General features: G+C 70.3%; 20 protein-coding genes and 1 tRNA gene. 10 read left to right on the top strand and 11 right to left on the bottom strand.

Annotation, left to right across the window (positions count from 1 at the left end; all coding sequences use genetic code 11):
* The first annotated feature begins 103 nt into the window (after window positions 1–103).
* The gene (locus OG747_RS26185) at window positions 104–451 is read left to right on the top strand and encodes a hypothetical protein (protein WP_405881825.1); all 348 of its coding nucleotides are present in this window, start codon (window positions 104–106) and stop codon (window positions 449–451) included.
* A gap of 86 nt (window positions 452–537) precedes the next feature.
* Here OG747_RS26185 and OG747_RS26180 read toward each other — a convergent pair whose 3' ends face one another.
* Together OG747_RS26180 and OG747_RS26175 are read right to left on the bottom strand one after the other, a co-directional pair.
* Window positions 538–726 carry a hypothetical protein gene (locus OG747_RS26180; RefSeq protein ID WP_405881824.1) on the bottom strand — a complete coding sequence of 63 codons (189 nt, stop codon included), beginning with the start codon at window positions 724–726 and terminating at the stop codon, window positions 538–540.
* A 69-nt stretch (window positions 727–795) separates the two neighbouring features.
* Window positions 796–1,599: an exodeoxyribonuclease III gene (locus OG747_RS26175; RefSeq protein ID WP_405881823.1), complete on the bottom strand. Its 804-nt coding sequence runs from the start codon at window positions 1,597–1,599 to the stop codon at window positions 796–798.
* Between the two features lie 58 nt (window positions 1,600–1,657).
* Here OG747_RS26175 and OG747_RS26170 point away from each other — a divergent pair, with 58 nt between their 5' ends.
* Window positions 1,658–2,143 (top strand): GNAT family N-acetyltransferase, encoded by a 486-nt coding sequence (locus tag OG747_RS26170; protein ID WP_405881822.1) that lies wholly within the window; start codon window positions 1,658–1,660, stop codon window positions 2,141–2,143.
* 67 nt (window positions 2,144–2,210) lie between these two features.
* Here OG747_RS26170 and OG747_RS26165 read toward each other — a convergent pair.
* The 7 genes from OG747_RS26165 to galU all read right to left on the bottom strand — a co-directional run bounded on the left by OG747_RS26165 (window position 2,211) and on the right by galU (window position 7,793).
* A tRNA-Ala gene (locus OG747_RS26165) sits at window positions 2,211–2,284 on the bottom strand.
* A 99-nt stretch (window positions 2,285–2,383) separates the two neighbouring features.
* Entirely contained in the window at window positions 2,384–3,634 is a 1,251-nt protein-coding gene (glpR, locus tag OG747_RS26160; RefSeq protein WP_405881821.1) for a gephyrin-like molybdotransferase receptor GlpR, read from the bottom strand.
* A 173-nt stretch (window positions 3,635–3,807) separates the two neighbouring features.
* Complete coding sequence (locus OG747_RS26155; RefSeq protein WP_405885671.1) at window positions 3,808–4,482, bottom strand: GNAT family N-acetyltransferase; 675 nt, start codon at window positions 4,480–4,482, stop codon at window positions 3,808–3,810.
* A complete protein-coding gene (locus tag OG747_RS26150) occupies window positions 4,479–4,991 on the bottom strand; it encodes a molybdenum cofactor biosynthesis protein B (RefSeq protein WP_405881820.1) in 513 nt (170 codons plus the stop codon). Before OG747_RS26150 ends, OG747_RS26155 begins: the two co-directional genes overlap by 4 nt.
* Window positions 4,988–5,467, bottom strand: a complete 480-nt coding sequence (gene moaC, locus OG747_RS26145; RefSeq protein ID WP_405881819.1) for a cyclic pyranopterin monophosphate synthase MoaC — start codon at window positions 5,465–5,467, stop codon at window positions 4,988–4,990. The genes OG747_RS26150 and moaC overlap by 4 nt, the downstream gene beginning before the upstream one ends.
* 96 nt (window positions 5,468–5,563) lie before the next feature.
* Complete coding sequence (gene glp, locus OG747_RS26140; protein ID WP_405881818.1) at window positions 5,564–6,886, bottom strand: gephyrin-like molybdotransferase Glp; 1,323 nt, start codon at window positions 6,884–6,886, stop codon at window positions 5,564–5,566.
* Window positions 6,887–6,890: 4 nt separating this feature from the next.
* The gene (gene galU / locus OG747_RS26135) at window positions 6,891–7,793 is read right to left on the bottom strand and encodes a UTP--glucose-1-phosphate uridylyltransferase GalU (protein WP_405881817.1); all 903 of its coding nucleotides are present in this window, start codon (window positions 7,791–7,793) and stop codon (window positions 6,891–6,893) included.
* Between the two features lie 134 nt (window positions 7,794–7,927).
* On the opposite strand from galU, the gene OG747_RS26130 reads away from it, so the two are divergent.
* Entirely contained in the window at window positions 7,928–8,503 is a 576-nt protein-coding gene (locus OG747_RS26130) for a 5-formyltetrahydrofolate cyclo-ligase (protein WP_405881816.1), read from the top strand.
* Between the two features lie 132 nt (window positions 8,504–8,635).
* Here the strand turns inward: OG747_RS26130 and OG747_RS26125 are convergent, their stop codons facing one another.
* Window positions 8,636–11,398 (bottom strand): penicillin acylase family protein, encoded by a 2,763-nt coding sequence (locus OG747_RS26125; protein ID WP_405881815.1) that lies wholly within the window; start codon window positions 11,396–11,398, stop codon window positions 8,636–8,638.
* A 302-nt stretch (window positions 11,399–11,700) separates the two neighbouring features.
* Here OG747_RS26125 and OG747_RS26120 point away from each other — a divergent pair, with 302 nt between their 5' ends.
* The 6 genes from OG747_RS26120 to mscL all read left to right on the top strand — a co-directional run bounded on the left by OG747_RS26120 (window position 11,701) and on the right by mscL (window position 17,705).
* On the top strand, window positions 11,701–13,227 hold the full coding sequence (locus OG747_RS26120) for a potassium/proton antiporter (RefSeq protein ID WP_405885670.1): 1,527 nt from the start codon (window positions 11,701–11,703) through the stop codon (window positions 13,225–13,227).
* Window positions 13,228–13,620: 393 nt separating this feature from the next.
* On the top strand, window positions 13,621–14,883 hold the full coding sequence (locus tag OG747_RS26115) for an MFS transporter (protein WP_405881814.1): 1,263 nt from the start codon (window positions 13,621–13,623) through the stop codon (window positions 14,881–14,883).
* A 68-nt stretch (window positions 14,884–14,951) separates the two neighbouring features.
* A complete protein-coding gene (locus tag OG747_RS26110; protein ID WP_405881813.1) occupies window positions 14,952–15,275 on the top strand; it encodes an FmdB family zinc ribbon protein in 324 nt (107 codons plus the stop codon).
* A gap of 231 nt (window positions 15,276–15,506) precedes the next feature.
* Window positions 15,507–16,340 carry an S-methyl-5'-thioadenosine phosphorylase gene (locus tag OG747_RS26105; RefSeq protein ID WP_405881812.1) on the top strand — a complete coding sequence of 278 codons (834 nt, stop codon included), beginning with the start codon at window positions 15,507–15,509 and terminating at the stop codon, window positions 16,338–16,340.
* A gap of 156 nt (window positions 16,341–16,496) precedes the next feature.
* Window positions 16,497–17,096: a hypothetical protein gene (locus OG747_RS26100; protein WP_405881811.1), complete on the top strand. Its 600-nt coding sequence runs from the start codon at window positions 16,497–16,499 to the stop codon at window positions 17,094–17,096.
* Window positions 17,097–17,234: 138 nt separating this feature from the next.
* Window positions 17,235–17,705 (top strand): large conductance mechanosensitive channel protein MscL, encoded by a 471-nt coding sequence (gene mscL / locus OG747_RS26095; protein ID WP_405881810.1) that lies wholly within the window; start codon window positions 17,235–17,237, stop codon window positions 17,703–17,705.
* Window positions 17,706–17,724: 19 nt separating this feature from the next.
* Here mscL and OG747_RS26090 read toward each other — a convergent pair whose 3' ends face one another.
* Window positions 17,725–17,937, bottom strand: coding sequence for a hypothetical protein (locus OG747_RS26090; protein ID WP_405881809.1), 213 nt, complete (start codon window positions 17,935–17,937; stop codon window positions 17,725–17,727).
* Window positions 17,938–18,340: 403 nt separating this feature from the next.
* Between OG747_RS26090 and OG747_RS26085 the strand changes: the two genes are divergently transcribed.
* Window positions 18,341–19,372 (top strand): P1 family peptidase, encoded by a 1,032-nt coding sequence (locus OG747_RS26085; protein ID WP_405881807.1) that lies wholly within the window; start codon window positions 18,341–18,343, stop codon window positions 19,370–19,372.
* The last annotated feature ends 242 nt before the right edge of the window (window positions 19,373–19,614 follow it).

The raw sequence follows: 19,614 nt of genomic DNA, 5'->3' as shown, positions 1-19,614 counted from the left end.
GGCCGGCGCCCGCGCCGTTTGTCCAGGTGCGCTTCCCGCTGGTCCTCGTGGAGGGAGGTAAGCGTGGTGACCAGCGTGTCCCACTCCTGGGCCGGGAGCGGGTGTGTCACCCGGACCCCTGTCTGCAAGTCCTGCGCGAGGGTGCCACACCAGCGCCGACTCGGCCAGTTCTATCCCTGCCACGGCGAACAGCTCCCGCGCATCGGCCGGGCTGAGCCACCTCGCGGCCGGGAACGCGGCGGCGGCCTGGCGGGTCCTCAGGAATCTCGTCACGGTAAAGCCGAGCGAGGCCGCGCAGCGCGCTTACGTGGACCTGGTACAGGCGGCATTGGCCGCTGACGAGTTGCGCGCCGCACTCCGGCTGCTGGCGGCCGGACCGCAACTCGTCTCCCCCACCGCGCCGATGACGACGGCCCGGGTCTGGCACGCCCGCGGGCTCTGGGCCGCCTAGTGCCAGAGGGCCGGGCCGGTGTCATGTCGCCATCCGTCGAGTCCGTTCGACAGCGAGGGAGGCCGTCGGGACAGGTGTGACGATCTTCAGGTACCGGCGTACGTCTTGTAGCGGGCCGTGATCTCCAGCGCCAAGACGGCAACGGTGATCAGCACCATGAGCAGGGCCGCCTGCGGTTGGCCGGAGATGTCGCCGGTCCGACCGCAGGCCTCCCAGCACCGCAGCTCGTCCACGTAACGGTCCGTCCCCGGCGCCGCGGGAATGAACGGTGCCACCAGCTCCATGCTCCCCAACCCGCCCTCCGCCACTTCCCCGTCCAGTCCCGTGAAGCGGATCCGGCGGATCTAGAGGTCGTAGACGACCGTCACCGGCGCATGGTCGGACCACCGCTCCCCGTGCGTCGCCGCCCGCTCCACGAACCCCTTCACTGCCTTGCCCGCGAGCCCCGGCGTGGAGACGTGGTAGTCGATGCGCCATCCGCTGTCGTTGTCGAAGGCGCGCCCGCGGTACGACCACCACGAGTACGGCCCCTCGACGTCCGGATGCAGGGCACGCACGACATCGACGTACCCGCCGTCGCCCGCGTCCAGGACCTGCCCCAGCCACTGCCGCTCCTCGGGCAGGAAGCCGGAGTTCTTCTTGTTGGCGCGCCAGTTCTTGAGGTCGGCCTCCTGGTGGGCGATGTTCCAGTCGCCGCAGACGACGACCTCGCGCCCGTCGGCGGCGGCGCGCTCGCGCAGCTCCTTCAGGTAGGCGAGGAACTCGTCCATGAACCGGATCTTCTCGTCCTGCCGTTCGGTCCCGACCTCGCCGGAGGGCAGGTAGAGGCTTGCGACGGTGACGCCGGGGAGGTCGGCCTCGACGTACCGCCCGCTGGAGTCGAACTCCTCGGACCCGAACCCGACCTGCACGCGATCGGGCTCACGCCGGGTGTACAGGGAGACTCCCGCGCGCCCCTTGGCGGCCGCGGGCGCGTGCACGACGTGCCACCCCTCGGGCGTCCGCACCTCCTCGGGCAGCTGCCCGGGCTCGGCCCGTACCTCCTGAAGGCAGAGCACGTCCGCGGAGGTCTCCGAGAGCCACTCCACGAAACCCTTCTTCGCGGCGGCCCGAAGCCCGTTCACATTCACCGAGGTAACAGTCAGCACCCAGGCACGATACTTAATCTGTTCCACTCAGCGAGTGCATAGATGTACGATTTTCCGCATGAGTATCCGCCTGGTCCCGTACGACCACCCCGACGCCGTCAAGCTCAACGACCAGGTGCAGGCCGAATACGCCGAGCGCTACGGCGATGGGGGCGATTCCACACCGCTCGACGCGTCGATGTTCAGGCCGCCGCTCGGTCTGTACCTCCTCGCGTACGACGAGCAGGGCAGCCCGATAGCGTCCGGCGGCTGGCGCAGCCAGGACGAGAACGACGAGGGGTACGCGGACGGCGACGCCGAGCTCAAGCGCATGTACGTGGTCCCGCAGGCCCGCGGTCTCGGCCTCGCCCGGCGCGTCCTGGCCGCCCTGGAGGAGGACGCCCGCGCGGCCGGCCGCACCCGCATGGTCCTGGAGACCGGCTCCAAGCAGCCCGAGGCGGTCGCCCTCTACCTCTCCAGCGGCTACGAGCCGTGCGCCAAGTTCGGCTACTACCGCTTTCACGAGCTGAGCCTCTGCTACGCCAAGCCGCTGACCGTGCGGTAAGAACAACAACCGAGCCGAACAGGCAAGAACCCCGCCGGATTGAATCCGACGGGGTTCTGAATTGCAGTGGACCTGAGGGGATTCGAACCCCTGGCCCCCTCGATGCGAACGAGGTGCGCTACCGGACTGCGCCACAGGCCCTTGCAACGAGTGAAACTCTAGCATCCCCGTCTGGGTGCTTGGAAATCCGTTCCTGGCTGGTCAGCAGGGGGCTCCCGAGTGCGGCTCTCGGCTTCGCGGTCACTCGTTGGCCGCGCGCGGCCGTTCGCCGTCCTCGTACTGGTCGAACAGCGGGGTGCGACCGCGCTCGCGGGCGCGCCGGGCGGACGCGGCGCGCCGGGCGTCACTGCGGCCGTCGTCGACAGCCTCGGCCGAGTCGGCCGACTCGGCGGCTTCGGGCTCCTCATCGGCGGCGGGCTCCTCGTCGCACGGCTCAACGGCGCTGGAGCGCGCCGAGCTCCACGCGTCCGGCGCCCCCAGGTCGACGCTGGACGTGGCCCGGGGCGCGACCGGCGCGGTCACGTACGTCGGGAGCGGAACCGGCACCGGGTCCCAGCTGTCACCCCGGCCGGGGCCCCGCTGGCGCTCGCGCTGCTGGTCGACCCACTCGGCGTGGTCGGTCTGCTCGACGAGGGCGCGACGGTCGGCCGCGAGCGCGGACAGACCGGGGTCGGCCTCCGGCTCGGGGCTGTCGTCCGGCTCGTCGGCGCCGGGGTCGATAGTGGGCCGCCGGCGCGGCTGCCGCTCCCGCAGCCGCTGCGCCGCGGCCTCGGCCCGGCGCCGGTCCATGGTGTACGTGAAACGCCGCCGCTCCTGGGCGCGCAGGTACACGATGTACGCGCTCAGCATCACGGCGGGCACACCGGGCGCCCACAGGAACGCGAGTCCCCCGACGGCCGCCACGATCGCGCCGAGCGTGAAGGCCAGGAAGAGCATCACGGTCGTACGCCGCCGACGCGCGAGCACCTTCGAGCGCCGGGCGCGCTCCGCGGCCTCCGCCGCGGAAGCCCGGCGGGCGGCTGAAACCTGCGCGCCCGCGGACTTGGCCGGGCCCGACGCCGACGCCGACCCCGACGCCGACGGTTTGGGCGCGGGTTTGGCCGACTGCTGCGGCACCGGCCTACCGGCTGCCGGGGCGCTCTGCCGGGCGGCGGGCTGCGGGGCCTGCTGCTGCTCCGGCTGGGCTTGGGACGGGAGTTGGGCTTTGGCCTGCTGCCGGGCCGGAGGCATGGCGAAGGCCCGGACGTCCACCGAATCGGTGGCGCCGTCCGGATCGGCGCTGGGCTCCCCCTCTTCGGCGGAGCGCGCCCGCAGGTCCCTGGCGTACCGGCGCTCCATACCCGCCCGTCCGGACAGCAGCCGGATGGCGGTGCTGAAGCGTTCCGTCGGACGGGCTTCGTTCAGCTCGTCCTGCCTACGGAGCCACATCGGCACCAAGTAGGCGGCCCAGGCCCCGACGATGACTGCGTAGATGAGGCCGCTGCTGCTCACGCCTCACACGGTAGAGGGGTTTGCGTGAGGCCATCTGCCAATTGGGCCGGTGTGTCGCACGATCCGGCTGATATTTCGAGCTTTTTTTGTGCCCGATGTGATCAGCAGGCCATCGGGAGCGCCGATTTAATGCCTCGAGACGGTCGCAGGGCGATCAAATTCGAACACCTATTTCATTTATTGGCGTTGCCCGGCCTGCTCTGGTTCTGGGAGGCCTGCTGCTTCTGTGAGGCCTGCTCCGATCGTGCCCGCCGCCAGCGACCCAGCAACCCCTCCGGCACCTCTTCCGCTGTCAGCGTGAAGACGAGATGGTCGCGCCAGGCCCCGTCGATGTGCAGATAGCGGGGCCGCAGCCCTTCCTCACGGAATCCGAGTTTCTCCACGACGCGGCGGCTCGGCCCGTTCTCCGGGCGAATGCAGACTTCGAGGCGGTGCAGTCCGACCGTGCGGAAGCAGTGGTCGGTCGCCAGCGCCACGGCCGTCGGCATCACGCCGCGCCCCGCCACCGCCTGGTCCACCCAGTAGCCGATATGCCCGGAGCACATCGATCCCCAGGTGATCCCGGCGACGGTCAGCTGGCCGACCAGACGGCCCTGGTACTCGATCACGAAGGGCAGCATCCGGCCCGCGTTGGCCTCGGCACGCAGATGCCGGACCATCTGGCGGTAGGTCGGCCGGTGCGCGATCGGGCCGCTGGGGGTGGGCGGCGGGATCGTCGCCTCCCACGGCCGCAGCCAGTCCCGGTTGCGCCGGTTCACCTCGCGCCAGGCCCGCTGGTCGCGCACCTTTATCGGCCGGAGGACGACATCGCCGTCCACCAGCTCGACGGGCCAGGATGGGCTGTTCAGCTCGCACCCCCACTGCCGCTGGGTCTGGGGTGGTCGCCGCCGCGGAGCTGATCGACGGCGTGGATCAGGAGGGGCTCCAGGACGGCCAGACCGTCCTTCACCCCGCCGGTGGAACCCGGCAGGTTGACGATCAGCGTCCGTCCCGCGACCCCGGCGAGCCCCCGGGACAGCGCCGCCGTCGGCACCTTCTCTCTTCCGAACGCCCTGATGGCCTCGGGAATGCCCGGCACCTCGTGATCGAGTACGCGCCGGGTCGCCTCGGGCGTCCGGTCGGTGGGCGAGATCCCCGTACCGCCCGTCGTCACGATCACGTCGTACCCGGCGTCGACGCCCGCGCGCAGCACCGCCTCCACAGGGTCGCCGTCCGGCACGACCCGGGGCCCTTCGACCTCGAAGCCGTACGACGTCAGCCCCTCCGCGATCAAGGGACCGCCCTTGTCCTCGTAGACCCCCGCGGCGGCTCTGTTCGACGCGGTGACCACGAGCGCGCGGTATGACGGTGCCGTCATGACCGGCTCCAGTCGCCCGACTTCCCGCCGGTCTTCTCTTCCACCCTCACATCCGTGATGACCGCCCCCTTGTCGACCGCCTTGACCATGTCGATCACGGTGAGGGCCGCCACGCTGACCGCTGTGAGGGCCTCCATCTCGACGCCCGTACGGTCGGTGGTCTTCACGGTGGCGATGATCTCGACGGCGTCGTCCGCGACCGACAGATCAAGCTTGACACCCGACACCGACAACGGGTGGCACAGCGGGATCAGATCCGGGGTGCGCTTGGCGCCCATGATGCCCGCGATGCGCGCGGTGGCCAGGGCGTCGCCCTTGGGGACCCCCTCGCCGCGCAGCAGCTCGACCACACGGGGGGAGACCAGGACGCGGCCGCTGGCGCGGGCGGTGCGCGCGGTCACGTCCTTCCCGGAGACGTCGACCATACGGGCGGCGCCCGCCTCGTCGATGTGGGTCAGTCGGTCCTGCGTACTCATATCTGCGCGGCGCTCCAGGTCGGGCCTCTTGTGCGCGACACGGTACCTCCAACCGGGTGCGTCCAGCGGGGCAGGACCCTCCTGGCCTCCGGCCGCTCAGCCGAGCAGGACCACCTCGACCTCGGTGCCGGGCTCGACGGAGGTGACGTCCTCGGGGACGACGATCAGTGCGTCGGCCTGGGCGAGGGCCGCGACCAGGTGCGATCCGGCGCCGCCGACCGGGGTCACCTTTCCGTCGGCGTACCGCCCCCTCAGGAACTGCCGGCGGCCATCGGGCGAGGTCAGCGCCTTCTCCGTCTCCAGGGTCGCCCTGGTGGTGGGGCGGTGGACGTCGTCCAGGCCCATCAGGGTGCGGATCGCGGGGCGGACGAACAGCTCGAAGGAGACGTACGACGACACGGGGTTGCCCGGGAGGGCGAGCAGCGGGGTGTGCTCGGGGCCGATGGAGCCGAAGCCCTGGGGCTTGCCGGGCTGCATGGCGAGCTTGCGGAAATCGATGCCGCTGCCCGCCTCGTCCTCGTCTCCCACGGAGGAGAGGGCTTCCTTGACGACGTCATAGGCGCCGACGCTCACGCCGCCCGTCGTGACCACCAGGTCCGCGCGGACGAGCTGGTCCTCGATGGTGGAGCGGAGCGTCTCGGCGTCGTCGGCGACCGCGCCCACCCGGTAGGCGATGGCCCCGGCGTCGCGGGCGGCGGCGCACAGGGCGAAGCTGTTGGAGTCGTAGATCTGGCCGGTGCCCAACGCCTCGTCGGGCTGGACGAGTTCGCTGCCGGTGGACAGGACGACCACGCGCGGGCGCGGGCGCACGCGTACGGTGCCGCGGCCGATCGCGGCGAGCAGGCCGATCTGCGGCGGGCCGAGAATCGTGCCGGCGTCGAGGGCGCGGTCGCCGGCCTTCACATCGCTGCCCTTCGCGCGCACATGCGCGCGTGCCTCGGCCGGGCGGTGGACCCGCACCTGGCCGGAGGCGCCCTCGGGGGCGGCGCTGTGGGCGCGCATCCCGGAGACCGGGCCCTCCCCCAGACCGCCGTCGGTCCACTCCACCGGGACGACCGCCTCGGCGCCGGGCGGCAGCGGGGCACCGGTCATGATGCGGGCGGCCTGGCCGGGGCCCACATGGGGCTGCTCGCCCTGGCCGGCCGCGACATCGCCGACGACCGTCAGGACCGCCGGATACTCCTCGCTCGCGCCCGCGACATCGGCGACCCGGACCGCGTACCCGTCCATCGAGCTGTTGTCGAACGGCGGCAGGGAGACCGGCACCGTGACGTCCTCGACCAGGACGCAGCCCTGGGCGTCGAGGAGTTGCAGCTCGATGGGTTCGAGGGGGCGGACGGTCGCGAGGATGTCCTCCAGGTGCTCGGTCACCGACCAGAGGTGGTCCTGGCTGGTGACGCGGGTCGCGGCGCTGCTCAAGTTCCTACATCTCCTCGGCTACGTAACTGCGAAGCCAGGTCCGGAAGTCCGGGCCCAGGTCTTCACGTTCGCATGCGAGTCTGACAATGGCACGCAGGTAGTCGCCGCGATCGCCGGTGTCATAGCGGCGGCCCTTGAAGACGACGCCGTGTACGGGGCCGCCGACCTTCTCGTCCTGGGCGAGCTGCTGGAGGGCGTCGGTGAGCTGGATCTCACCGCCGCGGCCCGGCTCGGTCTTGCGAAGTATCTCGAAGATGTGCGGGTCGAGGACATAGCGCCCGATGATCGCGTAGTTGCTGGGCGCGTCCGTCGGGTCCGGCTTCTCGACCAGGCCCGTCACCCTGACCAGGTCGCCCTCGTCGGTGGTCTCGACGGCCGCGCACCCGTAGAGGTGGATCTGCTCGGGCGCGACCTCCATGAGCGCGATGACGCTGCCGCCGTGCTGCTCCTGGACCTCGACCATGCGGGCGAGGAGGGGGTCGCGCGGGTCGATCAGGTCGTCGCCGAGGAGCACGGCGAAGGGCTCGTGGCCGACGTGCGGAGCCGCACACAGCACGGCGTGGCCGAGGCCCTTGGGGTCGCCCTGACGCACGTAGTGCATGGTGGCGAGGTCGCTGGACTCCTGGACCTTGGCGAGCCGGTCGGCGTCTCCCTTCTTCTGAAGGGCGGACTCCAGCTCATAATTGCGGTCGAAGTGGTCCTCGAGGGGGCGCTTGTTGCGGCCGGTGATCATCAGGACGTCGTCGAGACCCGCCGACACGGCCTCTTCGACCACGTACTGGATCGCCGGCTTGTCGACGACCGGCAGCATCTCCTTGGGAGTGGCTTTGGTGGCCGGCAGGAACCGGGTGCCGAGGCCTGCTGCGGGGATGACAGCCTTGCTGATCCTGGGGTGCGACTCAGTCATGCCCGTAACCATATCCGGTGGCTATGAGCGCAATCTGTTGCTCCACCTTAATTAACTCTCATATGAGCGCATAAGAAAGGGTACGGAAGCGATCCGTGAGTCACCTCGGACGTGAAGCAGAGCCTGACAAGCGAATGTTGCGGCGAGGATTCCTCGCGGTGAGAAGCAGGTTGACACCCTATGACCTGCGGGAAACCGCGGCCTCCCTCGCCGTGCGCGCGCTGGAGCTGCCGGAGCTGGCGCAGGCGCGCACGGTGGCGGCGTACGTCTCCATGGGGAGCGAGCCGGGCACCCTCGCGCTCCTGGACGTGCTCCACGCGCGCGGGGTGCGCGTGCTGCTGCCGGTCCTCATGGCGGACAACGACCTGGACTGGGGCGCGTACGCCGGAGCGGGCTCCCTCGCAGAGGTCCAACACGGCGGCAGGATGGCTCTCTTGGAGCCTGCGGGCGAGCGCCTCGGCCCCGAGGCCGTCCGGGAGGCCGACGCCGTCCTGCTGCCCGGTCTGGCGGTGGACCGGCGCGGGATGCGCCTGGGGCGCGGCGGCGGCTCGTACGACCGCGTACTGGCCCGTCTTGAGCGCGCGGGGGCCGATCCCGCGCTGGTGGTGCTCCTGTACGACGCGGAGGTCGTCGAGCACGTCCCGGAAGAGCCGCACGACCGTCCGGTCCATGCGGTGGTGACGCCGTCGGGTGTACGCCGCTTCCGCTGAGCGCGCCAACGAATACGTGGGGGCGCCAACAGATGCGAAAGTGCGCCAATAGACATGAAAGGTCACCAATCGGACGTGAGAAGGCCCTCCACGCACGCGTGGAGGGCCCTTTCGCTTACCGCCGTCAGCGGGTCACGGCTTGAGCACCAGTGTGTCGCTCGTGCTCTTGTCGACCGCCTTGCCGGAGAAGGACCACGGCAGCAGTTCGCCCTTGGCCCACTTGTCCGTCTGGTCGGTGTAGTGGGCGCTGAACGCATGGCCGGAAGCGCCGGAGAGGTTGATCCACTTGGACTTGTCGAAGTCGCCGAGGTTGACCACCATCCGCATGGACGGCACCCAGACCACGCCGTAGCCGCCCGCGGCGTTCCAGCCGGTCGCATTGACCGTCGCCTCACCGCCGCTGATCTTCCAGGGACCGCGGTTGAGCATGTACTCCAGGACGCCGGGACCGTCGGTGCCCAGGGTCTGGTTCTTCAGGAACAGGCGGTGCAGCCGGCCCCAGCTCCAGGTGTCCATGTCCTTGCCGAGCTTGGCGGTCAGCTCCCAGCGGGCGTCCTTCATGGCCCGCGCGAAGAGCTCGTCACGGGTGTTGGCGGCCTTGTCGAGGCGCGTCTTGGGCGCCTTCCACCAGTCGTTGTTCTGGTCGTCGATGATCTTGCGGACCACCTCGAACCAGCGGTCGCCGCCGTCCGGCTGCGCCTGGTCCGCCTCGCGCTCACCGCACTCGCGGACCGCCTGGTTCTCGTCCGCCGGGCCCGTGGTGTCGACCGGGTCGACGTACAGGCACTGCCCCTTGACCCGCAGCTCCTTGGGCAGCTTGTTGCCGAAGGCGAGCTTGAGGATGTTGCGCCAGGTCGCGTTGAAGTACGCGGCCGCCGCGGAGTCGGCGTCCTGGGTGTAGTCCCAGCCCTCCAGGAGCTTCTGCGCGTCACGGACGTTCTTGTCGGCGACGTCGATCTTGAGCAGCTTGGGCACGATCAGCTTGGCGATCTCGCTGCTGTCGTCCAGCTGCATCTGGCGCATGTCGTCGGTCGAGATCTTGCCACCGTCGATCTTCGTCTTGATCAGATCGGTGATCCGCTGGCTGCGGGTGCCGTAGCCCCAGTCCGTGGTGAGCGTGTAGGGGTACTTGTCCTTGTCGACGACGGCCTGGTTGGCGGTGACGATGTAGCCGCGCTTCGGGTCGTACTCGTAGGGCAGCTCGGACTGCTTGATGTAGCCGGTCCACCTGTACTTGGGGTCCCAGCCGGGCGACGGGAGCGAGCCGTCGTCGCCCTTGGCCCGGGTCGGGATCTTGCCGGGCAGCTGGTAGCCGATGTGGTTGTCGGTGTCGGCGTAGATCAGGTTCTGCGAGGGCACGTCGAAGGACGCGGCCGCCTTGCGGAACCCGGTCCAGTTCGACGCCTTGTCCAGCTCGAAGACGGCGTCCAGGGAGTTGCCCGGGTCCAGGGCGGTCCAGCGCAGCGCGATGGCGTAGCCGTCGCCGCGGTCGGGCGCCCCGCTGTCGACGGTGGCCTTCTTGCCGACCTTGACCAGTTCGTCGTCGCGGTCGGAGAGCAGCGGCATCCCGTCGTCGGTCTCCCGGACGACGATCGTCTTGCTGGCGCCGCCCGCGACCTTGATCGTTTCCTTGCGGGTCGTGAAGGGCAGCACCTTGCCGTCGTACTCGTAGCCCTCGCCGGTGATCTTCTCCAGGTAGAGGTCGGTAACGTCCACCCCGGAGTTGGTCATGCCCCAGGCGATGTCCTGGTTATGACCTATGACCACGCCGGGCATGCCCGCGAAGGTGTAGCCGGAGACGTCGTACTGGCACTTGCTGGAGACGCTCGTGCAGTGCAGGCCCATCTGGTACCAGACCGAGGGCAGCGAGGCGGACAGGTGCGGGTCGTTGGCCAGCAGCGGCTTGCCGGTGATGGTGTGGTCGCCCGAGACGACCCAGGAGTTCGAGCCGATGCCGTTGCCGTTCACGCCGACGGCCGTGGGCACGTTGTCGAGGACGTTGTAGAGCTTGGAGAGCTGGCTCTGCAGGCCACCCGGAGCGATGGTGTTTCCCGCCAGCCCGGTGCCCGACGTGGACCGCGTCGCGGAACCCGACGTCGTGCTGCTGCCCTGGACGTACGACCCCGTGACGCTGTCGTACCGGCCTTCCTGGGTGATCGTCTTGTTCCGGCTGTACGGGTACTCGGGGTACAGGTCGGCGATCTGCTTCGGGCCGAGGCGGCTGGTCATCAGGGACCGGTCGATCTCCTCCTGCATGTTGCCGCGCAGGTCCCAGGCCATCGCCTTCAGCCACGCGATGGAGTCGACCGGGGTCCACTCCTGGGGCTTGTAGTCGTTGGTGAAGCCAAGGGCCGCGTACTCCAGGGAGATGTCCTTGCCGTCCTTGCCCTTCAGGTAGGCATTGACTCCCTTGGCGTACGCCTGGAGGTACTTCTTCGTGGAGGCCGACAGCTTCTTGTCGTACTCCTGCTCGGCGACCCGGTCCCAGCCCAGTGTGCGCAGGAATTCGTCGTTCTTGACCTGGCTCTTGCCGAACATCTCGGACAGCCGGCCCGAGGTCATGTGACGGCGTACGTCCATCTCGTAGAACCGGTCCTGCGCCTGGACATAGCCCTGCGCCATGAACAGGTCCTCGTCGGACGAGGCATATACCTGCGGGATCCCGTAACCGTCCCGCTTGACGTCCACGGGCCCCGACAGTCCGTCGAGCGTGAGGGAGCCCTTGGTCTGCGGGAAGGAGGCACGAACGGTGCTGACGCCCCAGTACCCGCCGAAGGCCACGCCTCCGATGACGGCCAGAACCAGGATGATCAGGACCAGTCGGGCTTTGCGCCCCTTCTTCCTGCCGGACTTGCCCGGCTTCTGGCCGGAAGAGGCGGTGGTGTTCGGGGGCATCGCTGTCCTTGCTGTCCTAACGCGAGCGGCAGGCGGTCCTGGAGTGCTGGAGCAACCATAGGCGCAGGGCCCGGCGCGCCTTGACGCGGAGTCGGGTACCAGGGCGGACGAGCGTTCGGTCTCGGCCCCTGGAGCGTCAAGAAAGGGTCAAGAGTTAGGTAAGGTAACGAAGTACTTGGACTGATGTACCGACTTCGGGTGTTCGGATCCACGTGCACGGACCGACGCGTTCGCACCGTCTCGGCGCGTTCGCATCGACGTGTTCGAATCCAGTGCCCGGATTGGCGTGAAGGGAACGGCCGCTGACTGTCCACCACCTCAACCAGCTCCTGCTCGTCTGCTCGCTCGTTCTGCTCGTCGCCGTGGCAGCGGTTCGTATCTCCTCGCGCAGCGGGCTCCCCAGCCTGCTCGTCTACCTGGGCATCGGCATCGCCATGGGCCAGGACGGGATCGGCAACATCCACTTCAACAACGCCGAGCTGACCCAGGTCATCGGATACGCGGCCCTGGTCGTGATCCTGGCCGAGGGCGGCCTCGGCACGAAGTGGAAGGAGATCAAGCCGGCGCTGCCCGCGGCCACCTCGCTGGCGCTGGTCGGCATCGCGGTGAGCGTCGGGGTGACGGCCATGGGCGCCCACTATCTGATCGGCCTGGAATGGCGGCAGGCGCTCATCATCGGCGCGGTGGTGTCCTCGACGGACGCGGCCGCGGTCTTCTCGGTGCTGCGGAAAGTGCCCCTGCCCGCGCGCGTGACGGGCGTCCTGGAGGCCGAGTCGGGCTTCAACGACGCCCCGGTGGTCATCCTCGTCGTCGCCTTCAGCAAGGCGGGCCCCGTGGAGCACTGGTACGTGCTGCTGGGCGAGATAACCCTGGAGCTGGCCATCGGCGCGGCCATCGGCCTCGCGGTGGGCTGGCTGGGCGCCTACGGACTGCGGCACGTGGCGCTCCCCGCCTCCGGCCTCTACCCGATCGCGGTGATGGCGATCGCGGTCACGGCGTACGCGGCCGGCGCGCTCGCCCACGGCAGCGGCTTCCTCGCCGTGTACCTCGCGTCGATGATGCTCGGCAACGCCAAGCTGCCGCACTGGCCCGCCACCCGCGGCTTCGCCGACGGACTCGGCTGGATCGCCCAGATCGGCATGTTCGTCCTGCTCGGCCTGCTGGTCACCCCGCATGAGATGGGCGACGACATCTGGCCGGCCCTCGTCATCGGCCTGGTGCTCACCATGGTCGCGCGGCCGCTGAGCGTCATGGTCGGCCTGCTGCCCTTCCGCGTGCCCTGGCAGGAGCAGACGCTGATGTCCTGGGCGGGCCTGCGCGGCGCCGTGCCCATCATCCTGGCGACCATCCCGATGGTGAGCGGCATCCCCGAAAGCCGCCGGATCTTCAACATCGTCTTCGTCCTGGTCGTCGTCTACACCCTCATCCAGGGGCCCACACTGCCCTGGCTGGCCCGCAAGCTGCGGCTGGGCGAGTCCGAAGGGCCCGCCGACCTGGGAATCGAGTCGGCGCCCCTGGAGCGACTGCGCGGCCATCTGCTGTCCGTCGCGATCCCGGAGGGCTCGCGCATGCACGGCGTCGAGGTGGCCGAGCTACGACTGCCCGCGGGCGCCGCCGTCACCCTCGTCGTGCGCGACGGGACGTCCTTCGTGCCCCTGCCCGCGACCGTCCTGCGACGCGGCGACGAACTGCTCGTGGTGGCCACCGACCCGGTCCGGGACGCGACCGAACGGCGGCTGCGCGCGGTGGGCCAGGGCGGCAAGCTGGCGAGCTGGCTGGGGCTCGCGGGCAACGGTGCCGGACACCACTCGGGACATTCCCGACAGTAAACAAACGGGACATTAAGGGGCGATGTGCATTCGCAGGCGAACGCCGCCATGGTGCTCACTTTCACAGGCACCGGAACCCCCACCCCCTGTACGATGAAGGCACACCTTGATCGAACCAACTCTGCCTGAAGCAGAGCTGGCGCGACCGTATGGCGGTCGCGGTGCCCCCGCAGGGGGCGGCGCGGCATCTACCGCAGTTCCGCGCAAGAGGACAGCTCTCGGCGCCCCCCGCAGGGCGAGTGAGCCAAAGGGGTGCGACGGTGTCGAGAGGTCGAGCGCGCGGAGGCCCGAAGGGCTGAGCACGGTCGGCCTCTCGACACCGGCTGCAGCACCCCGGAGGCGAACCGCCCGACAAAAGGGGCCGCGCTACCAGGCGGCAGAAAGGCACGGGCCGTGGCATCCACGGTCACCTCCCGCCCGGGGTACGGACAGCTGCTGCGCACCCGCGGCGCCTGGACGTTCCTGCTTCCCGGCTTCGCCGCACGCCAGCCGTTCGCGATGCTGACCATCTCCCTCGTGCTCCTCGTCCAGCACACCACCGGCTCGTACGGGGCCGCGGGTGCCGTCGCCGCCGCCACCGGCGTCTCCATGGCGCTGTTCGCGCCCTTCACCGGCCGTCTCGCCGACCGCCACGGGCAGCGGGCCGTCCTGCTGCCCGGCGTCCTGGTGCACGCCCTGTCCGGCTTCTCCTTGACGGCGCTCGCACTGATGGGCGCCCCCTTGTGGGCCCTTTTCGCCGCCGCCGTGCCGACCGGCGCCTCCGTGCCGCAGGTCGGGCCCATGGTGCGCGCCCGCTGGGGCGTGAAACTGCAGGACTCTCCCCTGATGACCACCGCGGCGGCCTTCGAGTCCGTCACGGACGAGCTGACCTTCGTGTTCGGCCCGCTGCTCGCCACCGCGCTGTGCACCGCCGTGCACCCGGCCGCGGGCCTGCTGACCGAGGCCGGTCTGACCCTGATCGGCGGTCTCCTCTTCGCCGCACAGAAGAGCACCCAGCCCGCTGTCGCTCCCGCCGGGCACGCGCGCGTGCAGCACGGTTCCGCGCTGCGGGTCCCCGGAGTGCGCGTGCTGATCATGACCTTCCTGGGCATCGGCTCCGTCTTCGGCGGCATGCAGGTCTCGCTCGCCGCGTTCAGCGAGTCGATCGGCGAGCCCGGTCTGAACGGCGTCCTGTACGGCGTCTTCGCCGCGGGCAACATGCTCTCCGGCGTCGTCTGCGGCGCCATCGCCTGGAAGGTGGCCCCGCAGCGACGGCTCGTCGTCGGGTACGCCGCCCTGGCGCTCACCGCGTCCGGGCTGTGGGCCGCCCACTCCGTGGCCGTGCTCGCCGGGATCGGCCTCCTGGTCGGCATGTGCATCGCTCCGGCCCTGATCGCCGGCTACACGCTGGTCGAGGGCCTGGTGCCGGCGGGCGCCCGCACGGAGGCCTTCACCTGGCTGACCGGAGCCGTCGCACTCGGCCAGGCGGCGGCCGTCACGGTCGCCGGACAGCTGGAGGACCGCCTGTGGGACGGCGCCGGATTCCTGGTGCCGATGGCCGGTACGGCACTGGCACTGGTGACTCTGGTGACCCTGCGCTCACGGCTGGCCACGCGGCCCGCCGGACGCACCGTCGCACGTGGCGTCGGTCACCGAGTGCCGGTGACAGTGGACTGATCTCGCGGAATACGTCAGTATGGATCGTCGTTAGCACTCACTGAGTGAGAGTGCCAGGAGGAAGACAAGTGCCGACCTACCAGTACCAGTGCACCGAGTGTGGCGAGGGCCTCGAGGCGGTGCAGAAGTTCACCGACGATGCCCTGACCGAGTGCCCCAACTGCGGTGGCCGCCTGAAGAAGGTGTTCTCGGCCGTCGGCATTGTCTTCAAGGGCTCCGGCTTCTACCGCAACGACAGCCGCGGCTCGTCGTCGAGCAGCTCGGCGGCGTCCAAGCCGTCGGCTTCTTCGACGTCCTCGTCGTCGTCTTCGTCGTCGTCGTCGAGCTCGTCGTCCTCGTCGGACTCGAAGTCGTCGGGCAGCGGCTCGTCGAGCAGCAGCTCGGCCGCGTAGAGCCCGAGCAGCGGCTCGGCCGGGCGAAGCTCGAGCAGCAGCCAGGCCGCGCAAGGATTTCTCGCGGGGACCCTGCCGTCGTACGACGGCAGGGCCTCCGGCGTTTTCGGGGCCGGGTGAGGGCCTGTCCTTTGGATGGATCAGGTCGCTTCAGGAAACGGCGCCTGATCGGTCCCTCGGCCCAGGCCTGATCCAAAAGACAGGCCCTCACCGCCCGCTAATGTGCTCGTCATGGCGAACGCAGAGATCGGTGTCATCGGCGGCTCGGGCTTCTACTCCTTCCTCGACGACGTGACCGAGATACAGGTCGACACCCCTTACGGACCCCCCAGCGACTCCCTGTTCCTCGGCGAGATCGCCGGGCGCCGGGTCGCTTTCCTTCCCCGCCACGGCCGCGGCCACCATCTGCCGCCGCACCGCATCAACTACCGGGCCAACCTGTGGGCACTGCGCTCCCTCGGCGCCCGCCAGATCCTCGGGCCCTGCGCGGTGGGCGGACTGCGACCCGAGTACGGGCCGGGAACGCTGCTCGTGCCGGACCAGTTGGTCGACCGTACGAAGGCGCGGACGCAGACGTTCTTCGACGGACTGCCGCTGCCGGACGGCACGGTGCCGAACGTGGTGCACGTGTCGCTGGCCGACCCCTACTGCCCCGTCGGCCGCAAGGCCGCCCTTGAGGCGGCGCGCGGCCGGGACTGGGAGCCGGTGGACGGTGGCACGCTCGTGGTGATAGAGGGGCCCCGTTTCTCTACCCGCGCCGAGTCGCTGTGGCACCAGGCGCAGGGCTGGTCCGTGGTGGGCATGACCGGCCATCCCGAAGCCGCGCTCGCCCGTGAACTCGAACTCTGCTACACCTCGTTGACCCTGGTCACCGACCTCGACGCGGGCGCGGAGGCCGGCGAGGGCGTCTCGCACGACGACGTGCTGAAGGTGTTCGCGGCGAACGTGGACCGGCTGCGGGATGTGCTGTTCGACGTGGTGGCGGCGCTGCCGGGGAACGGGACGCGGGACTGTCTGTGCACGACGGCGCTGGGCGGCATGGACCCGGGGTTCGAGCTGCCGTGACGGCCTGCCCGACGATCGCTTCCGAGAGGTGGAACCTCCGGTTCGGGTGAGGGAGTTGTCCACAACTCGTCGGTAGTCCACGGGCTCCAGCGGGATCCGCCGCGAGGCCGCATCGTGGGATCGCAAGCCGATCTCTCGTCGCAGGTGGTGGTCCCCGTGGCTCAACTGTCCCCTCTCACCGATCTCACCGATCTCACCGATCTCGTAGGTCCGCCCGGCGTGGACGCACCCGCGACCTGCGAGGTGCCGCAGTTCGCGCCCGTTCGCGTGCGCGGCGGGCGGTGTCGGCTGCGGCGCCTCGCCCGGCACCGGCGGCGGGCCGTGGCCGCGGGGCTCGCGGTCACGGCGGCGGCTCTCGTCGCGGCGGGCCCCCACGACGCGGAGCGAACGCGCGGCCATCCGGCGGCCACTTCCCCACCCGCGTCACCCACGTCGCCCACGTCGCCCACGTCCATGCGCGCCCCCTCTTCCACTTCCGTACGCGGCCGGAGCGCGGTCGAGATGGTGGCGGTGCCGGTGCGGATCGCCGACGCGGCCACGGTGCGGCTGCTCAGGCCGGGCGACCGGGTCGATGTGGTCGCGGCGGACGGCGGGAGCGAAGGGCGTGTGGTCGCGGCCGGGGCGCGGGTGACCGAGGTGCCGGACTTCGCCGCCACCGAGACCGGGGCGCTGGTGGTGCTCTCCGTGCCCCGGTCCACGGCGGCGCGGCTGGCCGGCGCGGGCACGACCGCACGGCTGGCGGTGACACTGTGCTGAGCGCCGCGCCGACTGCCGTCCTGGATATCGAATCGGTGTCAAGTCTCTCGATCAAGCTGCCGAATTGGACCAGCCGGGCACGCCCTGCCGTAGGTTGCGGAGCTGTTTGTTCCACAACTTGTACAGAGGGGCCTCTTGGTGAGCAAGAAGAAGCAACCCGGCGTCTGGGAAGGGTTCAAGACCTTTCTGATGCGGGGCAACGTCGTCGATCTGGCCGTCGCGGTGGTCGTCGGCGCGGCCTTCACCAACATCGTCAACTCGGTGGTGAAGGGCATCATCAACCCGCTGGTGGGTGCGATCGGCACGCAGAACCTCGACGGCTACAACTCCTGCCTCAAGGCGCCCTGCACCGGCAGCGGGGACACCGCGACGGGCGTCCGGATCCTGTGGGGCTCGGTGCTGGGTGCCACGCTCAGCTTCGTGATCACCGCGGCCGTCGTCTACTTCCTGATGGTCCTGCCGATGTCGAAGTTCCTCGCGCGGCAGGCGGACCGCCAGAAGGCGAAGGAGGGCACACAGGAGGTCATCGAGGTGTCCGAGCTGGAGGTACTGAAGGAGATCCGCGACGCCCTGCTGGCACAGCGCGGCTCGGGACACCGCCAGAACTAGCGACGGGGATCGGGGGCTCTCAGAGGTGGTGGGGCGGCTTCTCGTCGAGGAAGCGCTTCAGGTCCGCCGCGCTGTCACCGTCGCCACGGGACTGCTCGCCCCACCCCCGGTCCGTGTCGTCCGAGGACTGCTGGCTCAGCGGGTCGTCGAAGACCAGCGCCGACTTCGGAACGCGCGCTGCGGGGGCTTCGCGCGGCTCGGGTGCTTCACGCGGCTCGGGGGCGGTACTCATGCGTCCAGGGTACGACGAGGGGGTGGTGGCCCACCCCGGCACGGCCGGGACCGTGGGCCCTCAGCCCGGGCGGCCGGGACTCTCTTCTGAAGTCCTTGACCCTATGACGTCCAGTGCCGCTTCCGCATCCGCGCCGGCGCCCAGGGCGGCCCTGTTCGGGCCGCTGCACAGAATGACCGGCCGGAGACGGGAGGAGGCGCACCGGGTCTCCTCGCCGCCGCAGCTCCTGTTCGACCTGTGCTTCGTCGTGGCTTGCTGGTCATGCGTCCACCTTCCCGGGCGGCTGGGCGGTGCTGGCGGCGGGCATCGTGGCGGCGCTGACGGTGGCGGTCGGGGTGACCCTGACAGCGCGGATGGTCGCGCGGGGAGAGGTGGGGGCCGCGAAGGTGGAAACACTGGAGGCATGACAGTTGACGCTCTGACGGATGTCGCGGGGCTGCGCGTGGGACACGCGACGCGTACCGGTGACGGTTGGCTCACCGGCACCACGGTCGTACTCGCCCCGGAGGGCGGCGCCATCGCTGCCGTGGACGTGCGGGGCGGTGGGCCCGGCACCAAGGAGACCGACGCGCTGGACCCGCGCAACCTGGTCCAGAAGGTCGAGGCGGTCGTACTGACCGGCGGCAGCGCGTACGGGCTGGATTCCGCGTCCGGGGTGATGGCCTGGCTGGAGGAGCGGGGCCGCGGGGTGCGGGTGGGTCCCGATCCGGCGCACGTCGTGCCGGTCGTGCCCGCCGCCTGCGTCTTCGACCTGGGCCGCGGCGGCGACTTCCGAGCGAGGCCGGACGCGGCCATGGGCCGGGCCGCGGTCGAGGCGGCCGAGGCGAGCGAGCCGGCTGCCCGAGTGCCGGAGGGGTGCGTGGGCGCCGGGACCGGGGCGACGGTCGGGCGGATCAAGGGTGGGGTGGGGACGGCGAGCGTCGTGCTCGACTCGGGGATCACGGTGGCCGCGCTGGTGGTGGCCAACGCGGCGGGTTCGGCGGTGGATCCGGAAACGGGGGTGCTGTATGGGGAGTTGCTGGGGGGCGGCCGTGCGACATATCCCGCGCCCGAGGTCCACGAGGCGGCGCGGCGACGGCTCGCCGAGGCCGCCGCGAAGAACGCGCCTCCCCCGCTGAACACCACGCTCGCCGTCGTCGCCACCGACGCCGACCTCACCCGAGCGCAGGCCCACAAGCTCGCGGGCACCGCTCACGACGGCATCGCGCGCGCCGTACGCCCGGTCCACCTCCTGAACGACGGCGACACGGTCTTCGCCTTGGCCACGGGCGCCCGCCCCCTCGCCGCCGACAACCCCCTCGCCCTCAACGAGATCCTCGCGGCGGGCGCGGACCTGGTGACCCGGGCGATCGTCCGCGCGGTACGGGCAGCCGAGTCGGTGGACGGGCCGGGCGGGGTGTGGCCGTCGTACGGAGAGTTGTACGGGGGCGCCTGACCGGTGGTGAGCATGCTGCTTCCGCGTGTCCAGGAGAAGACCGAGTTGCCCGGACACCCTTCTCGCTCGTGACCTGCTCCGCCGACTCCGCGACTCCACGTCGGACCAGGACGTGGATGTTCAAGTCGGACTAGGGCCTGGGTGTTCGGTATGTGGCCGCCCGGTCATTGTCCCGTTTCTGTCACCGGACGGTGATAGGTGGGGACGGTGGGAACCCTTCGCGGCGGTGCTCGCTCTTTCTC

This window comes from Streptomyces sp. NBC_01384 (assembly GCF_045040035.1).
Classification (GTDB): domain Bacteria; phylum Actinomycetota; class Actinomycetes; order Streptomycetales; family Streptomycetaceae; genus Streptomyces.
This window is presented reverse-complemented; position numbering and strand designations above follow the sequence as displayed.